The sequence below is a fragment of the Streptomyces ambofaciens ATCC 23877 genome, from assembly GCF_001267885.1.
Taxonomy (GTDB): domain Bacteria; phylum Actinomycetota; class Actinomycetes; order Streptomycetales; family Streptomycetaceae; genus Streptomyces; species Streptomyces ambofaciens.
The window spans coordinates 1,533,687-1,552,179 of sequence record NZ_CP012382.1 but is presented as its reverse complement, the minus strand read 5'-3'; the positions used below and the strand labels follow the sequence as shown (position 1 = coordinate 1,552,179).

Here is an 18,493-nt window from a genome sequence, read left to right as displayed (position 1 = left end):
GCGGGAGTTCCGCCCGCATGCGGCGACCGGGCGGTTCAGTCCGGCAGCGGGGTGAGCAGCATGCGGCCCGCGAAGCCGACGGCCGCGTCCAGCCGCTCCGTGAACTCCCCGGCCAGGTCCGGGAGCCGGCGCAGCGCCCACAGGGCGCGGGCCGCGGCCCAGGTGGCGTCGCGGGCGCGCTCCAGGCTCCAGGAACCGAGCAGATGGGTCAGCGGGTCGGTGATCTGGAGGAGGTCGGGACCCGGCATCAGCTCGTCGCGGACGCGCTCCTCCAGCGAGACGAGGAGCTCGCCCACCCGGTCGAACTCGTCCTCCAGCTCCAGGGGATCGCAGCCGAGCGTACGACAGGTGTCCACCACGGCCAGCGCGAGATCGTGACCGATGTGCGCGTTGATGCCCGCCAGCGCGAACTGCAGCGGTCGTACGCCGGGATGGCGGCGGAACTGGAACAGGGGCCGCCAGCACGCGGGCGGCCGGTGCCCCCTCTCCAGCGTGTCGACGGCCGCCAGATAGCGCTCGGCGAACCGCACGTCCAGCGCGATCGCGGCCCGGGCGTCCGGGAACCCGCCACCGTCGATGTGCCGGTCGACCGTCTCGGTGACGGTCAGGTAGACGCGGTTGAAGACGGCCACCCCGTCCTGTGCGGGCAGCGCCGTGTCGAGGGCGCGCATCCGGGTGAGGACCGTGTCCACCGTCCGGACGGCCGCCGGGACTTGTTCGCAGTGCGCCATGGCGGCAGGGTTCCAGCTTTAGGGTGGCCGGAGTGCCGGCGGGCCCGCCGCTTCCCCAGAACGGGGGAACGCGCCCGCCGTGCGGGGGAGGGGGAACCGTACGTGTCAGGCCTTCGTGCCCGGCGCCTGGCCGCTCGCAGGGCCGAGCGCAGGCGTGCCGCCCGCCGCGGCGCGATGGTCGCCGCGGCGTCCGTCGTGGTCGCGGTGGGCACCGCGACCGGCATGCTGTCCGTGCTCGGCGACGACGGCGGCGGCGCGGACGGGGCACGGCCGCAGGTGACGCACTCGCCCCGGCTGCACTCCCTGCCCGTGGTGCCGTCACCGTCGGCGACGGAGACGGCCACCGCCTCGCCGTCTCCGTCGGAGAAGGCGAGCCCCGGGCCCTCGCCGGCGAAGAGGCCCGCGAAGAAGTCGCAGAGGAAGACGCCTCCTGCCCCCGCGGCCCCCACCCGGCTCTACCGGCACCCCGAGTCCCAGGTCCTCGACTGGGTCCGGGCCCACCCCGACGACCCGCGCCAGGACGTCATCGGCTCCCGGATAGCCGACCACCCGGCCGCCGTCTGGTTCGCCGACCACACGCCCGCGAACATCACCGCCCGGGTCCGCGCCGTCACCTCGGGCGGTGCCGAGTCGGGCCGGGTGCCGGTCGTCGTGCCCTACGTCGTACCCGGCCGGGACTGCGGCGGCCACTCCGAGGGCGGGGCGCCCGACCTCGACGCCTACGACGACTGGATCGACCGGTTCGCCGCCGGGCTCGGCTCCGGAGACGTCATCGTCGTCCTGGAGCCCGACTCGGTGGCCCAGGCGGAGTGCCTGAGCGCCGGGGAGCGCGCCGACCGCTTCGCCTCGCTGGCCCGGGCCGGGCGGGTCATGAAGGACGCCAACCCCAGGGCCCGGGTCTACTTCGACGCGGGCCACTCGGGCTGGCACGCGCCCGCCAGGCAGGCGGGCTGGCTCAAGCAGGCCGGCGCCGCCTCGGCCGCCTCCTCCGACGGCATCTTCAGCAACGTCTCCAACTTCCACGCCACCGCCGACGAGGTCGCCTACGACCGCGCGGTGCTCGACGCCCTGGGCGGCCCCGCGAGTCTCGGCGCGGTCATCGACACCAGCCGCAACGGCAACGGCGCCCCACCCGACGGCCAGTGGTGCGACCCGGACGGCCGCAAGCTGGGCCGCGCCCCGACCCTGAGCACCGGCCTGGGCCGCGTCGACGCCTACCTGTGGGTCAAGCTGCCGGGGGAGTCGGACGGCTGCAAGGGGGAGCCGGGCACCTTCACGCCGTCCTACGCCTACGACCTGGCGCGCTGAGAACCGTCGGCGCCGCCGGGCCCTTCGTCGCGCGGCGCCCCGGTCTTCTCCTGCTGCGGCGCCCCGGTCTTCACGTCGTGCGAGGGCCCGGACTTCTCGTCGTACGACGACGTGCCCTCGTCGAGCAGCGGCCGCTGCGTCTTGAGGTGGGCCGGGGCGAAGGCCCGCAGCGCGTGGTAGCCGGTGATGACGACCACGGTGCCGAGCGCGATGCCGCTGAGCGAGAAGGTGTCGGTGAACTCCATGCTGACGTTGCCGACGCCGATGATGATGCCCGCGGCGGCCGGCACCAGGTTCAGCGGGTTGCGCAGGTCCACCTCGGCGTTGATCCAGATCTGCGCGCCGAGCAGGCCGATCATGCCGTAGAGGATGACCGTGATGCCGCCGAGGACGCCGCCCGGGATGGCGGCCACGACCGCGCCGAACTTCGGGCAGACGCCGAAGAGGAGGGCGAATCCGGCGGCGGCCCAGTAGGCGGCCGTGGAGTAGACCCGGGTCGCGGCCATCACGCCGATGTTCTCGGAGTACGTGGTGTTGGGCGGGCCGCCGACCGCGGTGGACAGCATGGAGCCGACGCCGTCCGCGGAGATCGCCGTGCCCAGCTTGTCGTCGAGCGGGTCGCCGGTCATCTCGCCGACCGCCTTGACGTGCCCGGCGTTCTCCGCGACGAGCGCGATGACGACCGGCAGGGCGACCAGGATCGCCGACCACTCGAAGCTCGGTCCGTGGAAGGACGGCAGGCCGATCCAGTCGGCCTGGCCCACGCCGGAGAGGTCGAGGCGCCAGTGGTCGGTGAGCTTGCCGCTGCCGTCCACCGAGTGGATCCTCCCGAAGATCCGGTCGAGGACCCAGGAGAGGACGTAACCGAAGACCAGCCCCATGAAGATCGCGATCCGGGACCAGAAGCCGCGCAGGCAGACGACGGCCAGACCGGTGAACAGCATCACCAGCAGGGCCGTCCACTGGTCCTGCGGCCAGTAGGTGGAGGCGGTGACCGGGGCCAGGTTGAAGCCGATCAGCATCACCACCGCGCCCGTGACGACGGGCGGCATCGCGGCGTGGATGATCCGCGCCCCGAACCGCTGCACCGCGAGACCCACCAGGAACAGCGCGGCGCCGACGACCAGGACCGCGCCGGTGACCGTGGCGCTGGTGCCGCCCTGGGCCCGGATCACCGCGGCGACGCCGACGAAGGAGAGCGAGCAGCCGAGATAGCTCGGCACCCGGCCGCGGGTGGCGAGCAGGAAGATGGCGGTCGCCACGCCCGACATCATGATCGCGAGGTTGGGGTCCAGGCCCATCAGGACCGGAGCCACGAAGGACGCCCCGAACATGGCCACCACGTGCTGGGCGCCGAGCCCGACCGTGCGGGGCCACGAGAGCCGTTCGTCGGGGCGGACCACCGCTCCGGGTGCGGGCGTGCGCCCGTCACCGTGCAGCTTCCAGCGCACGCCGAGGTCCATGGTGAGGTTTCGCTTTCTCTGTACTGAGGTCTGTCCGGACCATTGTCGGGGGTGCCCGGCCGTGCGGCTGACCTGCACCTTCCCGAGAGGGCGTACTGAGCGTCCGCTTAGGATGGAGGGGATCGTCCGTTCGTCAGCACCACCGCGCACCACCAGGAGTCCGCCGTGACCGCCCAAGTCCCCACCGCCCCCGCCCTGTCCGCCCCGCGGTACGGCCGGCTCGTTCCCGTCACCGTGCACTTCGACGACCTGGACGCCCTCGGGCTGCTGCACAACGCCCGGTACCCCGTGATGGTCGAGCGGGCCTGGGCCGAGCTGTGGACCGAGCACGGCTTCCGCTTCGAGGGCGACTGGGCGGCGGCCGGCGACGCCTGCAACGCGGTCAAGGAACTGACCATCACCTATGAGGCGCCGGTCACCCGGCCGGGCGCGTACGCCGTCCACCTCTGGCTGGACCGCCTCGGCACGACCGGGCTGACGTACGGCTTCCGGTTCTGCTCCCCGGACGGCACCACCACGTACGCCCGCGGTACCCGGGTGCTGGTCAGGCTGGACTCCGCGACACTGCGTCCGGCGCCGTGGAGCGACACCTTCAGGGCCGCCGGTCGGGCACTCCTGCGCTCGACGGACTGATCTTCGGCCGGTCCCGGTCCCCGGCGCGCAGCACCTTCGCGAACACCACCAGACAGCAGGTCAGCAGGGTCACCAGACCGAACGACACCACCAGGCTGGTCACCTCGGCCAGGCCGCCGATCGCGCTCGGCGCGACCAGGCCCGAGGTGTACGTGATGGTGGCGACGCCCGCGATGGCCAGGCTGGGGTTGGAGCCGGCGCGTCCGGCGGCGGCGAAGCACAGCGGCACGACCACGGCGATGCCGAGGCCCATCAGCGCGAAGCCGGTCATCGCCACCGCCGGATGTCCCCCGAGGACGATGAGCAGACCGCCGAGCGCGGCCAGCACACCGCTCACCCGGACCGTGCGCACCGCGCCGAACCGGTCCACCACCTTGTCGCCGGCGAACCGGGCCAGGGCCATGGTGAGCGTGAAGCCCGTCGTGCACGCCGCCGCCAGACCGGCGGAGGTTCCCAGCTCGTCCCGCAGGTAGACCGCGGACCAGTCCAGACTCGCGCCCTCCGCGAACACCGCGCAGAACCCGACCGCGCCGATCAGCAGCGCCGACCTCGGGGGCAGCGCGAACCTCGGCGGCGGGTCCTCGTCCTCGGCGGGCTGGAGGTCCAGCACCCAGGCGCAGGCGACCAGGCCCGCCACGGTCAGCACCGCGGCGGCCAGCGCGTGGTGCAGCCGGGCGTCCGAGCCCAGGTGGGCGGCGAGCGTGCCGGCCGCCGAGCCGACCAGGGCGCCCGCGCTCCACATGCCGTGCAGACCGGACATGATCGACTTGTCGAGGCGGTTCTCGATCTCCACGCCCAGCGCGTTCATCGCCACGTCCGACATGCCCGCGGTGGCGCCGTAGACGAAGAGGGCGAGGCACAGCGTCAGCAGGCTCGGGGCGAGGGACGGCAGGACCAGTGCCAGCGTCCACAGGGCCAGCAGCCCGCGCAGGGCGGTGCGGGCGCCGAAGCGGTGGCTGACGCTGCCGGCCAGCGGCATGGCGACGGAGGCGCCGAGCGCCGGGAAGGCGAGCGCCAGGCCCAACTGGCCCGCACTCACCCCGGCATGGTCCTGGATCCACGGCACCCGCGTCGCGAACGAGCCGGTGACGGCGCCGTGCACGGCGAACACGGCCGCCACGGCGTACCGGGCGCGCCTCACCTCGCGTAGCGCGTAGACCACTGTGCTCATTCTCCTGCCCCCTTCGTCGGGTCCGTTCGGCCGACTCGGCCCCCTGGCGTCGCTGCGCCGCGTAAACTATCAGGAACCCTGCCTGATAGATAGGGGATATCGGCGTGGGCCTCCGCGCCGCCGATCTGGAAGGATCCCGGCATGCCCGCATCCCCGAGCACCGCCCGGGCCATCAACGACCGGCTCGCCCTGCGCCTGCTCCAGCAGGAGGGCCCGTTGACGGCGGGGCAGCTGAAGCAGCTGACCGGCCTGTCCCGGCCCACCGTGGCCGACCTCGTCGAACGCCTCACCGTCTCCGGTCTGATCGAGGTGGCCGGGGAGTCCGGCGAGCAGCGCCGCGGGCCGAACGCCAAGCTGTACGGCATCGTCGCCGGCCGCGCCCACCTGGCCGCCCTCGACGTCCGGACCGAAGGCGTCGCCGTGCTGGTGTCCGACCTGCTCGGCCGGGTGCTCGCCGAGGCGTCCGTACCCATCGGCGACGACACCGGGACCGGTCCCGCGGTGGAGCAGGCGGTGAGCCTGGTCGAGCGCGCGGCGAAGGAGGCCGGCGCCGTCCGGCTGCACACCGTCGGCATCGGCGCACCCGGCCTGATCGACCCGGCGGGCGGCGAGCTGCGGGACTCCACCGGACTGCCCGAGTGGCACCGCCGGCTGATGGCCGCGCTGCAGGAGAAGTTCCCCGAGGCACGCATCGGCGTCGAGAACGAGACCAACCTGGCCGCCCTGGCCGAGCAGCGCGACGGAGCGGCCCGGGACCGGGACACCTTCGTCCTGCTCTGGCTCGGCCTCGGCATCGGCGCCGCGATCGTCCTCGACGGCACCCTGCGGCGGGGCGTGTCCGGCGGCGCCGGCGAGATCGGCTTCCTGCCGGTGCCGGGCACCTCGGGGCTGCCGTCGGCCACCGACTGCGACGGCGGCTTCCATTCCGTGGCCGGCGCCGCGGCGGTCACCGCCCTCGCGGCGGAGCACGGGGTGACGGCACCCCCGGACGAACCCGAACGGCACGCCGCCGCGCTGGTACGGGATGCGGTGCGCCGGTCCGGCACGGACCCGGCCGCCGCACGCTTCCTCGACGCGCTCGCCGACCGGGTCGTCCTCGGCGCCGCCGCCGTCGTCTCGGTCCTGGACCCCGGCTGCGTGGTGCTGGCCGGCGAGGTCGGCCGGGCCGGCGCCGACGCCCTGGCCACCCGCGTCCAGCACCGCCTCACCCGGATGTCGCCGCTGGCCACCGAGGTGCGGCCCAGCATCCTGGGCGGCGGCGCCGTACTGCGCGGAGCCCTGCTGACCGCACGCGACCGCGCCCAGGACGCCCTGTTCGCGCCCCCGGAGCGGTAGCCCGCGGCGGCGGTCGAACGGAGGCCGGCCGCGGCGCCGTCCGGGAGGCGCGCCGACCTCCGCGACGGCTCTGCGCCCGGCCCGAGCCCAGGGCCTCAGCAGGCGCCCGGCCCGAGCGCAGGGCCTCAGCAGGCGCCCGGCCCGACCGGGCCGATGCCCAGACCTTCAGGTTCCTGACCCTTGCCCAGGCCCTCCGGCCCGAGGGGCGCGCTCCGTCCCCCCGGGGGAGTCCGCACGGAAGGCCGTCCCGTCCGCCGCGAGCCACAGCAAGGCCGCCGGGAGCAGCACCGCCGTTCCCAGCAGCGCCATGAATCCGGCACCGCTCGCCGCCGACAGGGACTCCAGGTGCTGTGCGTGGAAGAGGAGATGGGCGACCGAGGACACCAGGTAGGCCACCAGCGCGGTGACCACCAGGCGCCGCTCCATCGCCGCGACCGCCGAGCACAGCACCACGGCGAGTGCGGCGCTCGCCCCGCCGAAGTCCCGCAGCAGGTGCTCGTTGTAGGGCGGCAGGTGCGACACCCAGGGCCATTTCCAGAACAGCTCGGGCAGCAGCAGGACCCACAACCCGAGCACCACCTGCGTGGCGGCGAGCACCCCCAGTCCGCTCCGCAGCCACCGGCGCCGGCTCATCGCCCGGCCCCGAGCCGCTCGTGCGGGTTCACCCATACGCCGCGCAGCCGCCCGTGCCGCGTCTCGTCAACGCCGTCCGTCCGCCCCGTCGCCATATCGCACCGCCAGATGGTCCTCGAACGTCCCCTTGCCGACCGCCCGTTCGGGCGCGAGGTGCCCGCCCGAGCGGAACCCGCGGTACACCTTCCCCGCGAGCGGCACCTTCACCACGGCCCGGCGGCGTCCCGTCGCGCTCAGGAACGCGCGGGCCAGCGACTCGACGGTGCGCACCTCGGGCCCGCCCAGGTCGGCGACCCGCCCGGCGGGCGCGCCGCCGGCCAGTCCGGCGAGCCGGTCCGCGACCTCCGCCACCTCGCCGACCCGTGCGACCAGCCCGCTCGCGCCGTTGACCTCGGCGACGGCCACGTCCCAGCCGCTCGCGAACTTCGGGAGCCCGCCCAGCACGAAGCGGGCGACCTTGGCGCGGTCCTCGATCGGGCGCCGGACCGCGCCGGCCTTTCCGCCGCCGTCGCTCCACCAGACCACGTCCTCGGCGAGCAGCTTCTCCAGCCCCGCCAGATCGCCGTCGCGGGCCGCCGCGAGGAACGACCTCACCAGTTGCTCCTGCCGTTCCGGCGCCGGCGGGAACCGGGTCCCGGGCTCCCCGACCCGCGCCACGGCCCGGCGGTGGAGCTGACGGCAGTTCGCCTCGGTCAGGTCCAGCGCCTCGGCCGTCTCGCGGTGCCCGTACGCGAACGCCTCACGCAGCACGTACACCGCCCTCTCCGTCGGCGTCAGCCGCTCCAGCAGGAAGAGCATCGCCGTCGACACGGCGTCCCGCCGCTCGGCCGACTCCAGCGGGCCCGGAGTGCCGTCGGAGGTCACCGAACAGGCGTGGCCGGTGGCGTTCGAACCGCTCGGCGATCGCGGTCGTCACGCGTGCCACCCGCCCAGAAGCCCGGCGGGGGACTTGAGGAGACCCGGCGGCGGGCAAGGGCCTTCGTCACCGCCGCCGGGCCGGTCTCGCCGGGGTCAGCAGGCGCCGAGGTCCTGCCAGACCCCCCATTCACCGGTGGTGCCGGGCTCCTCGCCCTTCGTCCACCATTTGGCCTTCCACGAGTGCCCCGCGTGGGCCACCGTGATGCCACCGCCGTAGGGCGTGGCCGCGTCCCAGGCCGGCGCCGTGCACGGCCGGGTGCCGTCCGTCGGGCTCGGACTCGGACTCGGGGACGCGCTGCCCGTCGGCGTGCCCGTGGGGCTGGGCGTGGGTGTCGGCGTCCCGGGCTCCACCACGGTCGTCCCCCGCGCCAGGTCCCCCTTGAGGGCGTACGTCCTGCCGCCGAACGTCACCGTCCAGTTCGACGGCGTCGACACCGGCAGGTAGTACACGAGGTCCAGCTCGGTGGACGCGCCCGGCGCCAGCGACTGCCAGGCCGGCAGTTTCAGCGAGACGCGGTGGTAGTCGCCCTTCAGCCCGCCGACGTTGCCGCCCGTGTGATCGCTGCGGACGACCGAAGTGCCCCAGCCGGACTGGTCCTTGGCGTTGCCGGGCGCGGAGGTCCCGTAGTCGAACCGGAACTCCGTACCGCCCGGAAGCGCCGTCCCCGTGTTGTTGGTGATCTTCAGCTTGGGGCTGATCGGGTAGTTGGAGTCGCCGAGCGGGAACTGCCCGAACTCCACGTCGACGTCCAGCGCCTCGGCCGGCAGGTCGGTCGTCGCGCGCTCGGCACCGTAGGGGGAGGCCGTCCTGAAGGTGTCGTACATCGTGTCCGTGAGCGTCGAGCCCGGCACGTACTGCCCCTTGCCCGCGTCCCAGGCGTAGTCGCCCGCGAGCTCCCACACCATGGTGCCGCCGATGCCGCGGTCGACCACGTAGTCCGCCTTGGCCCGCACCGACTGCTCGTCCTCGGTGGACAGGAACACCTTCTTCTCGGCGTTCCACAGCCAGGGCGCCACCAGGGTGGCGTCGTACTTGCGGGCGTACGTCCCGGTCAGCCTGGTGCCGGCCGGGAAGCCGTAGTCGGTGACGTAGTCGCCGACGACACCCTTCTCCAGGTTCTTGGCGTGCCACATCGGGTTGGAGCCCGCGGGCGACTCCTTGCCGTCGGTGTCCAGGTCGTGCCAGAGGTTGTCGATGCCGACCGCACCGTCACCGCACTTGGTCAGGCCGGCCCCGGCCGGACACGTCGTGGAGGGTGCCTTGCCCCAGAGCCCGTCGGTGCCGCCGGTGACGTTCTTGAAGCCGCGCGTGTAGTACGGCAGGCCGATGTTGATCCGGCCGGCCGGCATCGAGCCGCGGAAGTAGTGGTACGCCCAGTCGGTGTTCAGGTAGCCGATGCCGCCGTACTGGGAGGTGGAGTACACGCCCGCGGCGGCGAGTTCGGAGTCCCTGCCGTCGTCGAAGAGGGAGGCGTTCGGACCGACGTGCTCGTTCCAGGCCCCGTGCAGGTCGTACGACATGATGTTGACGTAGTCCAGGTACTTCTGGACCTGGAAGGTCTCCATGCCGCGCAGCAGGTACCCGGAGGACGGGGCGGCGACGGAGAGGAGGTAGTGCCTGCCGTCCGCGGCGCCCGCGCGGTCGAGCTTCTCGCGCAGCGTCTTCATCAGCGCCGCGTACCCCTTGACCAGCCCGGCCCGGCGGCCGTTGGCGAAGGTCCAGTCGAGCGGATTGCCCGCGTCCTTCATCGTCGTCGGGTACTCGTAGTCGATGTCGACGCCGTTGAAGCCGTACTTCCGGACGAAGTCGACCGCCGAGGCCGCGAAGGTGTCGATGCCCGCCTGGTTGACCGAGCCGTCGGCGTTGGTGGCCATGGAGTAGAAGCCGCCGGAGTCCACGCGCGAGCCGTCGGCGGCGAAGAAGCCGCCCGTCTCGGCCCAGCCGCCCACCGAGATCATCGTCTTGACGTCCGGGTGCTGCTTCTTGAACTTGGTGAGCTGGTTGAAGTGGCCCTTGTAGGGGAGACCGGGGTCCATCTCGGCACCCTCGACCCCCGGCCAGGTCATGCCGGTCGCGGTGTTCTTCTCGCCGTCCGGGCCGACGGAGAGCCGGTTGCCCCCGTCCACGTGCGCGAAGGCGTAGTTGATGTGGGTGATCTTGTCCCACGGGATGTCCGAGGCCAGGTACGCCGGCTTGCCGTCCTTGCCCGTGCGCCAGCCCGTGAAGTAGCCGATCACCCGGCGTGGGTGGTCGGCGCCCATCTTCTCCCGGCCCGCGGAGTCGTAGACCGAGCAGTAGGGGACGTCGACGCCTGGGGTCCGGTAGAGCCCGTCGGGTCGACAGCTCTCCTGGTCCGCGGCCTGCGAGGCGGTCGCGGGGAGGCCGGCGAGGACCAGACCGGCGACGGCTGCGGCCGCCGCGAACAGGGCCGGTCTCGCCCGGTGGCGCGTTCTGGAGCGTGAGGGGGAAGGCACAGTCGGTTCCTCTCCACGGAAGTTGCGCAGACCCTAAGAGGACTAGACCAGTGAGTCAATAGGTATGGACCAATCTCAACGCGGGGGTGCGGCGGCGCGGTTGGCGGAGCGCGGTTGGCGGAGCGGCGAAGGCTCGAGCGGCACTCGCGCGCGGCGGTCTGTGAGCCACTCCACACACTCCGCTCGCATGGACCATGACCGGGCGTGGCACACTGGCCCTGTACCAGAAGCAGCGCACTCCGGGGTCGGTGAAAGTCCGAACCGGCGGTTACAGTCCGCGACCCGGTCGCCTCCAGCGACCGGTTGACCAGGTGAAATTCCTGGACCGACGGTTAAAGTCCGGATGGGAGGCAGTGCGCGGCGGGCGAGCATGCGTGCGCGCCGCCGACCTCTGGGCTCGCCCCTCACCGGGCGGGTCCCGTCCGGCGTCGCTCCCGGTGTCCTCGTCCGTGATCTCTGTCGTTCCTCGACAGCCCCGGAGTCCGTGCCCGAAGAGGCAGGAGGACCCGGGAAGTGTTCACCGGAATCGTCGAAGAGCTGGGCGAGATCACCGCCGTCGAGACCCTCGACGACGCCTGTCGCTTCCGCGTGCGCGGCCCCGTCGTGACCGAAGGGGCACGACACGGCGACTCCATCGCCGTCAACGGCGTCTGCCTCACCGTCGTCGACCACGAGGGCGACGAGTTCACCGCCGACGTGATGGCGGAGACCCTGAACCGCTCCAGCCTGGGCGTCCTCGCCACCGGCTCCCGCGTCAACCTCGAACGCCCCACCGCCGTCGGCGCCCGCCTGGGCGGACACATCGTGCAGGGGCACGTCGACGGCACCGGCGAGATCGTCGAGCGCAAGCCCTCCGAACACTGGGAGATCGTCAAGATCTCCCTGCCCGCGGACCTCGCGCGCTACGTCGTGGAGAAGGGCTCCATCACCGTCGACGGCATCAGCCTCACCGTCGTCGACGCCGGGCCCGACTTCTTCACCGTCAGCCTCATCCCGACCACCCTCGCCCTGACCACGCTGGGCCTCAAGCAGCCCGGCGACCCGGTCAACCTCGAGGTGGACGTCATCGCCAAATACGTCGAGCGCCTGCTCGGCACCCAGGGGGGCACCCGGTGAACTGGCTCAACTCCGAGGCGTTCACCCTCTTCGACCAGCACATCAAGTGGTCGGACATGATCGGCAACGTGATCGGTCTGCTCGGCCTCGCGCTCGGCTGGCGGCGCTCGATCTGGACCTGGCCCGTGCAGTTCGTCTCCGGGCTCGTCCTCTTCACGGCCTTCGCCACCGCCCACCTCTCCGGCAGCGCGGGCAAGCAGATCGTCGTCATGGTCGTCGCCGCGTGGGGCTTCTGGCAGTGGAACCGGGGCCGGCGGCAGACCCAGGACGGCTCCATCGCCGTCCGCTTCGCCACCTGGCGCGAGCGCGGCGCCCTGATCGGCGCCGCCGCCGTCGGCACCCTCGCGGTCGGCGGCCTGTTCACCGCCTTCCCGACCCTGTCCTGGGACCCCTGGCCGGACGCGTACATCTTCGTCGGCACCGTCGTCGCCATGTACGCGCAGGCCCGGGGCATGGTCGAGTTCTGGTTCGCCTGGCTGCTGGTCGACCTGGTCGGCGTCCCGCTGAACTTCGCCAACGGCTTCGCCTTCTCCGGCTTCGTCTACGTCATCTACGGCGCGCTCGTCCTGTGGGGCCTGCGCGACTGGTGGCTGCGCTCCCGCACCGCGGCGCGGCCCGTCCCGGAAGGAGCGCCCGCATGAGCACGGCCCCCATCCTCTACAGCCCCGACGGTCCCGAGGACCTGCTCCTCGACCCCGTCCGCCAGGCCGTCGCCGACATCGCCGCCGGACGCCCGGTCGTCGTCGTCGACGACGAGAACCGCGAGAACGAGGGCGACCTCGTCATCGCCGCCGAGAAGGCGACCGAGGAGATCGTCGCCTTCATGATGAGCGAGTGCCGCGGCCTGATCTGCGCGCCCATGGAGGGCGACGAACTGGACCGGCTCCGCCTGCCCCAGATGGTCGACGACAACACCGAGTCGATGAAGACCGCGTTCACGGTCTCCGTCGACGCGACCGCCGCTCACGGCGTGAGCACGGGCATCTCGGCCTCGGACCGCGCGACCACCCTCCAGCTCCTCGCGAGCGGCACCGCCGAGCCGGCCGACCTGGTCCGCCCCGGCCACATCTTCCCGCTGCGCGCCCGCTCCGGCGGAGTGCTCGTCCGCAACGGCCACACCGAGGCCGCCGTCGACCTCGCCCGCCTGGCGGGCCTGCGCCCGGCCGGCGCCATCGTCGAGATCGCCGGCGAGGACGGGCGCATGCTCCGGCTGCCCGAGCTGATCCCGTTCGCCCGCAAGCACGGCCTGACGATCATCTCCATCGAGGACCTGATCGCCTACCGCCGCAGCGAGGAGCCGACCGTCCGCCGCGAGGCCGAGGTCCACCTGCCCACCCGGCACGGCGAGTTCACGGCCTACGGCTACCGCTCCACCGTGGACGGGGTCGAGCACGTCGCCCTCGTCCACGGCGACCTCGGCGACGGGAAGGACGTCCTCGTCCGCATCCACTCCGAGTGCCTCACCGGCGACGTCTTCGGCTCCCAGCGCTGCGACTGCGGCCCCCAGCTCGACGCCTCCCTGGACCGCATCCAGGCCGAGGGCCGGGGCGTGGTGGTCTACCTCCGCGGCCACGAGGGACGCGGCATCGGTCTGATGTCCAAGCTGCGTGCCTACGAACTCCAGGAGCGCGGCCGGGACACCCTCGACGCCAACCTGGAACTCGGCCTGCCCGCCGACGCCCGCGACTACGGCGCCGGCGCCCAGATCCTCGAGGACCTCGGCGTGCGCTCCGTCCGCCTGATGACCAACAACCCGGACAAGAGCGACGCCCTCGTCCGGCACGGCATCGAGGTCTCCGGACGCGAGCCGATGCCCGTCCAGGCCGGCGAGCACAACCTCCGCTACCTGCGGACCAAGCGGGACCGGATGGGACACGACCTGCCCTGGCTGGACACGACCCCCGTGTCCACCTGCGGCAACCAGTAAGCAAGGACTCCAGGAGAGACATGAGCGGCAAGGGCGCACCGGAACTGACCGTACGCAACGTGGGGGACCTGCGGGTCGCCGTCGTCGCGGCGCTGTGGCACGACAAGGTGATGGACGGACTCGTCGACGGCGCCCTGCGCGCCCTGCACGAGCTGGGCATCGACGAGCCGACCCTGCTCAGGGTCCCCGGCAGCTTCGAGCTCCCGGTGGTGGCCAAGGTCCTCGCGGGCCGCGGTTACGACGCGATCGTCGCCCTCGGCGTCGTCATCCGCGGTGGCACCCCCCACTTCGACTACGTGTGCCAGGGCGTCACCCAGGGCCTCGTCCAGGTCTCCGCGGAGACCGGCGTCCCCGTCGGCTTCGGTGTCCTCACCTGCGACACCGAGGAGCAGGCCCTGGACCGGGCCGGCATCGAGGGTTCCCGCGAGGACAAGGGCCACGAGGCGGTGACCGCGGCCGTCGCCACGGCGGCCACGCTCCGCTCGGTATCCGAACCGTGGCGCTAGGCCGCTCGGCAGTACGCGTAAAGTGGGCGCCACCATGTCCAAGAAGACTTTCGAGGAGCTCTTCACCGAGCTCCAGCACAAGGCCGTCAGCGGTGACCCCGCCACCTCCCGCACCGCCGAGCTGGTGGACAAGGGGGTCCATGCCATCGGCAAGAAGGTCGTCGAGGAGGCCGCCGAGGTCTGGATGGCCGCCGAGTACGAGGGCAAGGAGGCGGCGGCCGAGGAGATCTCGCAGCTGCTGTACCACGTCCAGGTGATGATGGTCGCCCGCGGCATCTCCCTGGACGACGTCTACGCCCACCTTTAAGCCGGACCCCCTTCCCTCCACCCCCTTCACGCAAAGGAAGCCGACCTCATGCTGCGCATCGCCGTCCCCAACAAGGGTTCCCTGTCAGGCCCCGCGGGGGAGATGCTGCATGAGGCCGGCTACCAGCAGCGCCGCGAGTCCAAGGAACTGCGGATCGTCGACCCGACGAACGAGGTCGAGTTCTTCTACCTCCGCCCCCGCGACATCGCGATCTACGTCTCCTCCGGCAGGCTCGACATCGGCATCACCGGCCGGGACCTGCTGGTCGACTCCGGCGCCGACGCCGAGGTGATCCTCCCGCTCGGCTTCGCCCGCTCCACCTTCCACTTCGCCGGCCGGCCGGGCACCGCGAACGGCATCGAGGACCTCAAGGGCAGGACGATCGCCACCTCCTACGAGGGCATCGTCGCCGCGCACCTGGCCGACCGGGGCGTCGACGCCTCCGTCGTCCACCTCGACGGCGCCGTCGAGACCGCCATCGAGCTCGGCGTCGCCGAGGTCATCGCGGACGTCGTCGAGACCGGGACCTCGCTGCGCAACGCGGGTCTGGAGGTCTTCGGCGAGCCCATCATGAAGTCCGAGGCCGTCGTCATCCGCCGCTCCGGCGCGGAGCCCGACGCGACCACCGAACCCAAGGTGCAGCAGTTCCTGCGCCGCCTCCAGGGCGTCCTGGTGGCCCGGACGTACGTGATGATGGACTACGACTGCCGGGTGGAGCAGCTGGAGAAGGCCGTCGCGCTCACCCCCGGCCTGGAGTCCCCGACCGTCTCCCCGCTGCACAACGAGGGCTGGGTCGCCGTCCGTGCGATGGTCCCGGCCAAGGAGGCCCAGCGGATCATGGACGACCTGTACGAGATCGGTGCCCGGGCCATCCTGACCACGGCCATCCACGCCTGCCGTCTCTGAGCGCGACCCGGAGCGACGCCATGCCCGACACCACACCGGACCTGCCCTCCCTGCCGGTGACCTTCCGCCCGGGGCGCACCCGTGCCGTCCTGACCGCCCTCGCCGTGCTCACCTTCGCGGCGATCACGGCGGTCGGCCTGCTGCTGGACGGCCTCGGCCCGGGGGAGCGGCTCAGCTTCGTGTTCACCGCCCTCCTCCTCGCCGGGGTCGTGCTCCTGCTGGCCCGGCCCCGGGTCGTCGCCGACGACACCGGCGTCACCGTCGTCAACCTCACCACCAAGCGGCGCCTCGCCTGGGCCGAGATCGTCCGGGTCAACCTCAGGCAGGGCGACCCCTGGGCCTTCCTGGACCTCAGCGACGGCACCAGCCTGCCCGCGCTCGGCATCCAGCCGGGCATCGCCCGGGAACGCGCCGTGCACGACGCGCGTGCCCTGCGCGCCCTCGTCGAGGCCCGTTCCGCCGCCGCGCCCGAGACGCCGCGCGGCTGAAGCGGACGCGGCGCCCCTGCCGCAGGCACCCTTTTCGTGATTAATCTGGGAACGAGGACGCGGTCGTCGCGTCCTCACCCCTGTCGCTCCGCCCGGTGCGCGGGGGTCCCCGCTACCCGAGGAGTGACTCCCTCCGGCGATGGACGGATCGTCCTGCAGTACCTGCGCCGCCCCCTGCTGTGACCCCTCACAGGCGGCGGCATCATGACCACCCCCCTGCTGCTCCTGGCAGCCGCGTTCCTGCTGATCCTCGCCAACGGCTTCTTCGTCGCCGCCGAGTTCGGCCTGGTGACCGTCGAACGGCAGGACGCCGAGCAGGCGGCCGCCGACGGCGACCGACGCGCCCGCCGGGTCGTCGAGTCCCTCAAGGAGCTGTCCTTCCAGCTCTCCGGCACCCAGCTCGGCATCACCATCACCTCCCTCGTCGTCGGCATGCTCGCCGAACCGGCCCTCGCCCGGCTCCTGGACGGCCCGTTCACGGCGATCGGCGTCCCCGACGGCGCCGTACCCGGCGTCGCGGTCGTCGTCGGCATGCTGCTGGCCTCGGCGGTGCAGATGGTGATCGGCGAACTCGTGCCCAAGAACTGGGCGGTGTCCAAGCCGCTCCAGGTCGCGCGCTTCGTCGCGGGCCCGCAGCACGCCTTCGCCCGCGTGTTCCACCCGGTGATCGCCGCGCTGAACGCCGTCGCCAACCGCCTGGTCCGCGCCCTGGGCATCGAACCCACCGAGGAGCTGGCCTCCGCCCGCACCCCCGGCGAACTCGTCTCCCTGGCCCGGCACTCCGCCCGGGCCGGCGCACTGGAGCAGGACACCGCCGACCTCTTCGTGCGGACCCTGTCGCTGGGCGAACTGACCGCCCAGCACGTCATGACCCCCCGCGTGAAGGTCAGCGCCCTGCACTCCTCGGCCACCGCCGAGGACGTGGTCAACCTGACCCGGGCCACCGGTCTGTCCCGCTTCCCCGTCTACCGGGAGAAGATCGACGAGATCGTCGGCATGGTCCACCTCAAGGACGCCCTCGCCGTCCCCGCGCCCGACCGGCTGTGGACCCCCGTCGGCCGGATCGCCCGCCCGGCGCTGCTGGTCCCCGAGACCCTGCCCGTCCGGCCGCTGCTGACCCGCCTGCGCAGCGAGCAGCCCATCGCGGTCGTCGTCGACGAGTACGGCGGCACGGCCGGTGTCGTCACGCTGGAGGACATCGTCGAGGAGCTCGTCGGCGAGGTCCGCGACGAGCACGACGGCCACGACGTCCCCGAACTCGCCGCCGCCCCGCCGGAGGACGGCCGGCCCGCCTGGGACGTGGCCGGAAGCTGCCGCGTGGACGCCCTGCGGCGCGTGGGCCTGGAGGCGCCCGAGGGACCGTACGAGACCGCCGCCGGGCTCGTCGCCGACCTGCTCGGCCGTATCCCCGCCGTCGGCGACCGGGCGGAACTGCCCGGCTGGCGGCTCTCCGTCCGCCAGGTCGGCCACTACCGCGCCGAGCGGATACGCCTGGTGCGCACGGCGCCGGTGTCCGTGCTGGAGGCCGCCCGATGAGCGTCCTGCAACTCCTCTTCGCCGCGCTGCTCGTGCTCGCCAACGGCTTCTTCGTCGGTGCCGAGTTCGCGCTCGTCTCGGTGCGCCGCAGCCAGATCGAACCCGTCGGCACCGCCCGCGCCCGCCAGGTGCTGTACGGCCTGGAGCGGCTGCCGCAGATGATGGCCGCCGCCCAGTTCGGCATCACGGTCTGCTCGCTGACGCTCGGCGCGGTCGCCGAACCCACGGTGGCGCACCTGCTGGAGCCGGTCTTCGAGTGGATGCACCTGCCGCACGGGGTGATCCACCCCCTCGGCTACGTGATCGCCCTGGCCGCGGTCGTCTTCTGCCACCTCGTCATCGGCGAGATGGTCCCGAAGAACCTCGCGATGGCCGCCCCCGAGAAGGCGGCGCTGTGGCTGAGCCCCGGTCTGGTCGCCTTCGCCCGCCTGTGCAGGCCGCTCACCGCCGCGCTCGGCGCCTGCGCCCAGGGCATCCTGCGGCTGTTCCGTGTGGAGCCCAAGGACGAGGTCGAGGCCGTCTTCACCAGCGAGCAGCTCAACCGGCTGGTGGAGGACGCGGGCCAGGCCGGACTGCTCGACCCGGAGGAGCAGGAACGCCTGGAGGACGCCCTGGAACTGGGCTCCCGTCCGGTGACCGACGTGCTGCTCGCCCGGGAGTCGCTGGTGACGGTCAGCCCGTCCGTCACACCGGGCGAGATCGTCGGGCTCACCGCTCGCACCGGGTACTCGCGCTTCCCGGTCGCGGTGGAGAAGGGCGCCTTCATGGGGTACCTCCACGTCAAGGACGTCCTGGACCTGGAGGACTCGGACCGGGCGGTCCCGCAGCACCTCTGGCGTCCGATGACCACCCTCCGCCCCGAACTGCCCCTGGACGACGCCCTCACCGTGATGCGCCGTGCGGCGACGCACCTGGCCCAGGTGACGGACGCGTCGGGACGCGTGCTCGGTCTGGTCGCCCTGGAGGACGTCCTGGAGCTCCTGGTCGGGGAGGTGCGCGACCCGGCCCACCGGGAGGTGACGCTGGCCACCTAGCTCCGG

General features: G+C 72.7%; 18 protein-coding genes and 1 riboswitch. Of the genes, 12 read left to right on the top strand and 6 right to left on the bottom strand.

Annotated features, from left to right (window positions below; genetic code table 11):
- Positions 1–35: 35 nt before the first annotated feature.
- Positions 36–731 (bottom strand): DUF5995 family protein, encoded by a 696-nt coding sequence (locus tag SAM23877_RS06960; protein ID WP_053127961.1) that lies wholly within the window; start codon positions 729–731, stop codon positions 36–38.
- A gap of 174 nt (positions 732–905) precedes the next feature.
- On the opposite strand from SAM23877_RS06960, the gene SAM23877_RS06955 reads away from it, so the two are divergent.
- The gene (locus SAM23877_RS06955; protein WP_053127959.1) at positions 906–2,039 is read left to right on the top strand and encodes a glycoside hydrolase family 6 protein; all 1,134 of its coding nucleotides are present in this window, start codon (positions 906–908) and stop codon (positions 2,037–2,039) included.
- Here SAM23877_RS06955 and SAM23877_RS06950 read toward each other — a convergent pair.
- Entirely contained in the window at positions 2,021–3,502 is a 1,482-nt protein-coding gene (locus SAM23877_RS06950; RefSeq protein ID WP_053127957.1) for a uracil-xanthine permease family protein, read from the bottom strand. The two genes, SAM23877_RS06955 and SAM23877_RS06950, sit on opposite strands and share 19 nt — an antisense overlap.
- 165 nt (positions 3,503–3,667) lie before the next feature.
- Between SAM23877_RS06950 and SAM23877_RS06945 the strand changes: the two genes are divergently transcribed.
- Positions 3,668–4,135, top strand: a complete 468-nt coding sequence (locus SAM23877_RS06945) for an acyl-CoA thioesterase (protein ID WP_053127955.1) — start codon at positions 3,668–3,670, stop codon at positions 4,133–4,135.
- Here the strand turns inward: SAM23877_RS06945 and SAM23877_RS06940 are convergent.
- The gene (locus SAM23877_RS06940) at positions 4,095–5,306 is read right to left on the bottom strand and encodes an MFS transporter (RefSeq protein ID WP_053127954.1); all 1,212 of its coding nucleotides are present in this window, start codon (positions 5,304–5,306) and stop codon (positions 4,095–4,097) included. The genes SAM23877_RS06945 and SAM23877_RS06940 overlap by 41 nt on opposite strands.
- A 141-nt stretch (positions 5,307–5,447) precedes the next feature.
- Here SAM23877_RS06940 and SAM23877_RS06935 point away from each other — a divergent pair, with 141 nt between their 5' ends.
- Positions 5,448–6,641 carry an ROK family transcriptional regulator gene (locus SAM23877_RS06935; RefSeq protein ID WP_053127952.1) on the top strand — a complete coding sequence of 398 codons (1,194 nt, stop codon included), beginning with the start codon at positions 5,448–5,450 and terminating at the stop codon, positions 6,639–6,641.
- Positions 6,642–6,806: 165 nt separating this feature from the next.
- Here SAM23877_RS06935 and SAM23877_RS06930 read toward each other — a convergent pair whose 3' ends face one another.
- The 3 genes from SAM23877_RS06930 to SAM23877_RS06920 form a co-directional block, all read right to left on the bottom strand.
- On the bottom strand, positions 6,807–7,274 hold the full coding sequence (locus SAM23877_RS06930) for a hypothetical protein (protein WP_244902923.1): 468 nt from the start codon (positions 7,272–7,274) through the stop codon (positions 6,807–6,809).
- Between the two features lie 66 nt (positions 7,275–7,340).
- Positions 7,341–8,138: a sigma factor-like helix-turn-helix DNA-binding protein gene (locus SAM23877_RS40525; RefSeq protein WP_244902922.1), complete on the bottom strand. Its 798-nt coding sequence runs from the start codon at positions 8,136–8,138 to the stop codon at positions 7,341–7,343.
- Positions 8,139–8,285: 147 nt separating this feature from the next.
- The gene (locus SAM23877_RS06920; protein WP_053127950.1) at positions 8,286–10,667 is read right to left on the bottom strand and encodes a chitinase C-terminal domain-containing protein; all 2,382 of its coding nucleotides are present in this window, start codon (positions 10,665–10,667) and stop codon (positions 8,286–8,288) included.
- A gap of 230 nt (positions 10,668–10,897) precedes the next feature.
- A riboswitch (FMN riboswitch) is annotated at positions 10,898–11,028 on the top strand.
- A gap of 152 nt (positions 11,029–11,180) precedes the next feature.
- On the opposite strand from SAM23877_RS06920, the gene SAM23877_RS06915 reads away from it, so the two are divergent.
- The 9 genes from SAM23877_RS06915 (at position 11,181) to SAM23877_RS06875 (ending at position 18,487) form a co-directional block, all read left to right on the top strand.
- Entirely contained in the window at positions 11,181–11,783 is a 603-nt protein-coding gene (locus SAM23877_RS06915) for a riboflavin synthase (RefSeq protein WP_053127948.1), read from the top strand.
- Entirely contained in the window at positions 11,780–12,424 is a 645-nt protein-coding gene (locus SAM23877_RS06910; RefSeq protein WP_053127947.1) for a nicotinamide mononucleotide transporter family protein, read from the top strand. The genes SAM23877_RS06915 and SAM23877_RS06910 overlap by 4 nt, the downstream gene beginning before the upstream one ends.
- Complete coding sequence (locus SAM23877_RS06905; protein WP_053127944.1) at positions 12,421–13,710, top strand: bifunctional 3,4-dihydroxy-2-butanone-4-phosphate synthase/GTP cyclohydrolase II; 1,290 nt, start codon at positions 12,421–12,423, stop codon at positions 13,708–13,710. Before SAM23877_RS06910 ends, SAM23877_RS06905 begins: the two co-directional genes overlap by 4 nt.
- A 20-nt stretch (positions 13,711–13,730) precedes the next feature.
- Entirely contained in the window at positions 13,731–14,216 is a 486-nt protein-coding gene (gene ribH, locus SAM23877_RS06900) for a 6,7-dimethyl-8-ribityllumazine synthase (protein WP_053127942.1), read from the top strand.
- Positions 14,217–14,250: 34 nt separating this feature from the next.
- Positions 14,251–14,523 carry a phosphoribosyl-ATP diphosphatase gene (locus SAM23877_RS06895; protein WP_053142239.1) on the top strand — a complete coding sequence of 91 codons (273 nt, stop codon included), beginning with the start codon at positions 14,251–14,253 and terminating at the stop codon, positions 14,521–14,523.
- A gap of 48 nt (positions 14,524–14,571) precedes the next feature.
- Positions 14,572–15,429, top strand: a complete 858-nt coding sequence (gene hisG / locus SAM23877_RS06890; RefSeq protein WP_053127940.1) for an ATP phosphoribosyltransferase — start codon at positions 14,572–14,574, stop codon at positions 15,427–15,429.
- A gap of 20 nt (positions 15,430–15,449) precedes the next feature.
- Complete coding sequence (locus SAM23877_RS06885; RefSeq protein ID WP_053127938.1) at positions 15,450–15,917, top strand: PH domain-containing protein; 468 nt, start codon at positions 15,450–15,452, stop codon at positions 15,915–15,917.
- A gap of 204 nt (positions 15,918–16,121) precedes the next feature.
- Positions 16,122–17,453, top strand: a complete 1,332-nt coding sequence (locus SAM23877_RS06880; protein ID WP_053127936.1) for a hemolysin family protein — start codon at positions 16,122–16,124, stop codon at positions 17,451–17,453.
- Positions 17,450–18,487, top strand: coding sequence for a hemolysin family protein (locus SAM23877_RS06875; RefSeq protein ID WP_053127934.1), 1,038 nt, complete (start codon positions 17,450–17,452; stop codon positions 18,485–18,487). The genes SAM23877_RS06880 and SAM23877_RS06875 overlap by 4 nt, the downstream gene beginning before the upstream one ends.
- Positions 18,488–18,493: the final 6 nt, after the last annotated feature.

Coding starts and splice junctions, on each gene's coding strand:
- hisG (WP_053127940.1), top strand. CDS start 14,572: ATGCTGCGCATCGCCGTCCCCAACAAGGGTTCCCTGTCAGGCCCCGCG.
- SAM23877_RS06905 (WP_053127944.1), top strand. CDS start 12,421: ATGAGCACGGCCCCCATCCTCTACAGCCCCGACGGTCCCGAGGACCTG.
- SAM23877_RS06930 (WP_244902923.1), bottom strand. CDS start 7,274: ATGAGCCGGCGCCGGTGGCTGCGGAGCGGACTGGGGGTGCTCGCCGCC.
- SAM23877_RS06960 (WP_053127961.1), bottom strand. CDS start 731: ATGGCGCACTGCGAACAAGTCCCGGCGGCCGTCCGGACGGTGGACACG.
- SAM23877_RS06875 (WP_053127934.1), top strand. CDS start 17,450: ATGAGCGTCCTGCAACTCCTCTTCGCCGCGCTGCTCGTGCTCGCCAAC.
- SAM23877_RS06940 (WP_053127954.1), bottom strand. CDS start 5,306: ATGAGCACAGTGGTCTACGCGCTACGCGAGGTGAGGCGCGCCCGGTAC.
- SAM23877_RS06895 (WP_053142239.1), top strand. CDS start 14,251: ATGTCCAAGAAGACTTTCGAGGAGCTCTTCACCGAGCTCCAGCACAAG.
- SAM23877_RS06880 (WP_053127936.1), top strand. CDS start 16,122: ATGACCACCCCCCTGCTGCTCCTGGCAGCCGCGTTCCTGCTGATCCTC.
- SAM23877_RS06935 (WP_053127952.1), top strand. CDS start 5,448: ATGCCCGCATCCCCGAGCACCGCCCGGGCCATCAACGACCGGCTCGCC.
- SAM23877_RS06885 (WP_053127938.1), top strand. CDS start 15,450: ATGCCCGACACCACACCGGACCTGCCCTCCCTGCCGGTGACCTTCCGC.
- ribH (WP_053127942.1), top strand. CDS start 13,731: ATGAGCGGCAAGGGCGCACCGGAACTGACCGTACGCAACGTGGGGGAC.
- SAM23877_RS06955 (WP_053127959.1), top strand. CDS start 906: ATGGTCGCCGCGGCGTCCGTCGTGGTCGCGGTGGGCACCGCGACCGGC.
- SAM23877_RS06950 (WP_053127957.1), bottom strand. CDS start 3,502: ATGGACCTCGGCGTGCGCTGGAAGCTGCACGGTGACGGGCGCACGCCC.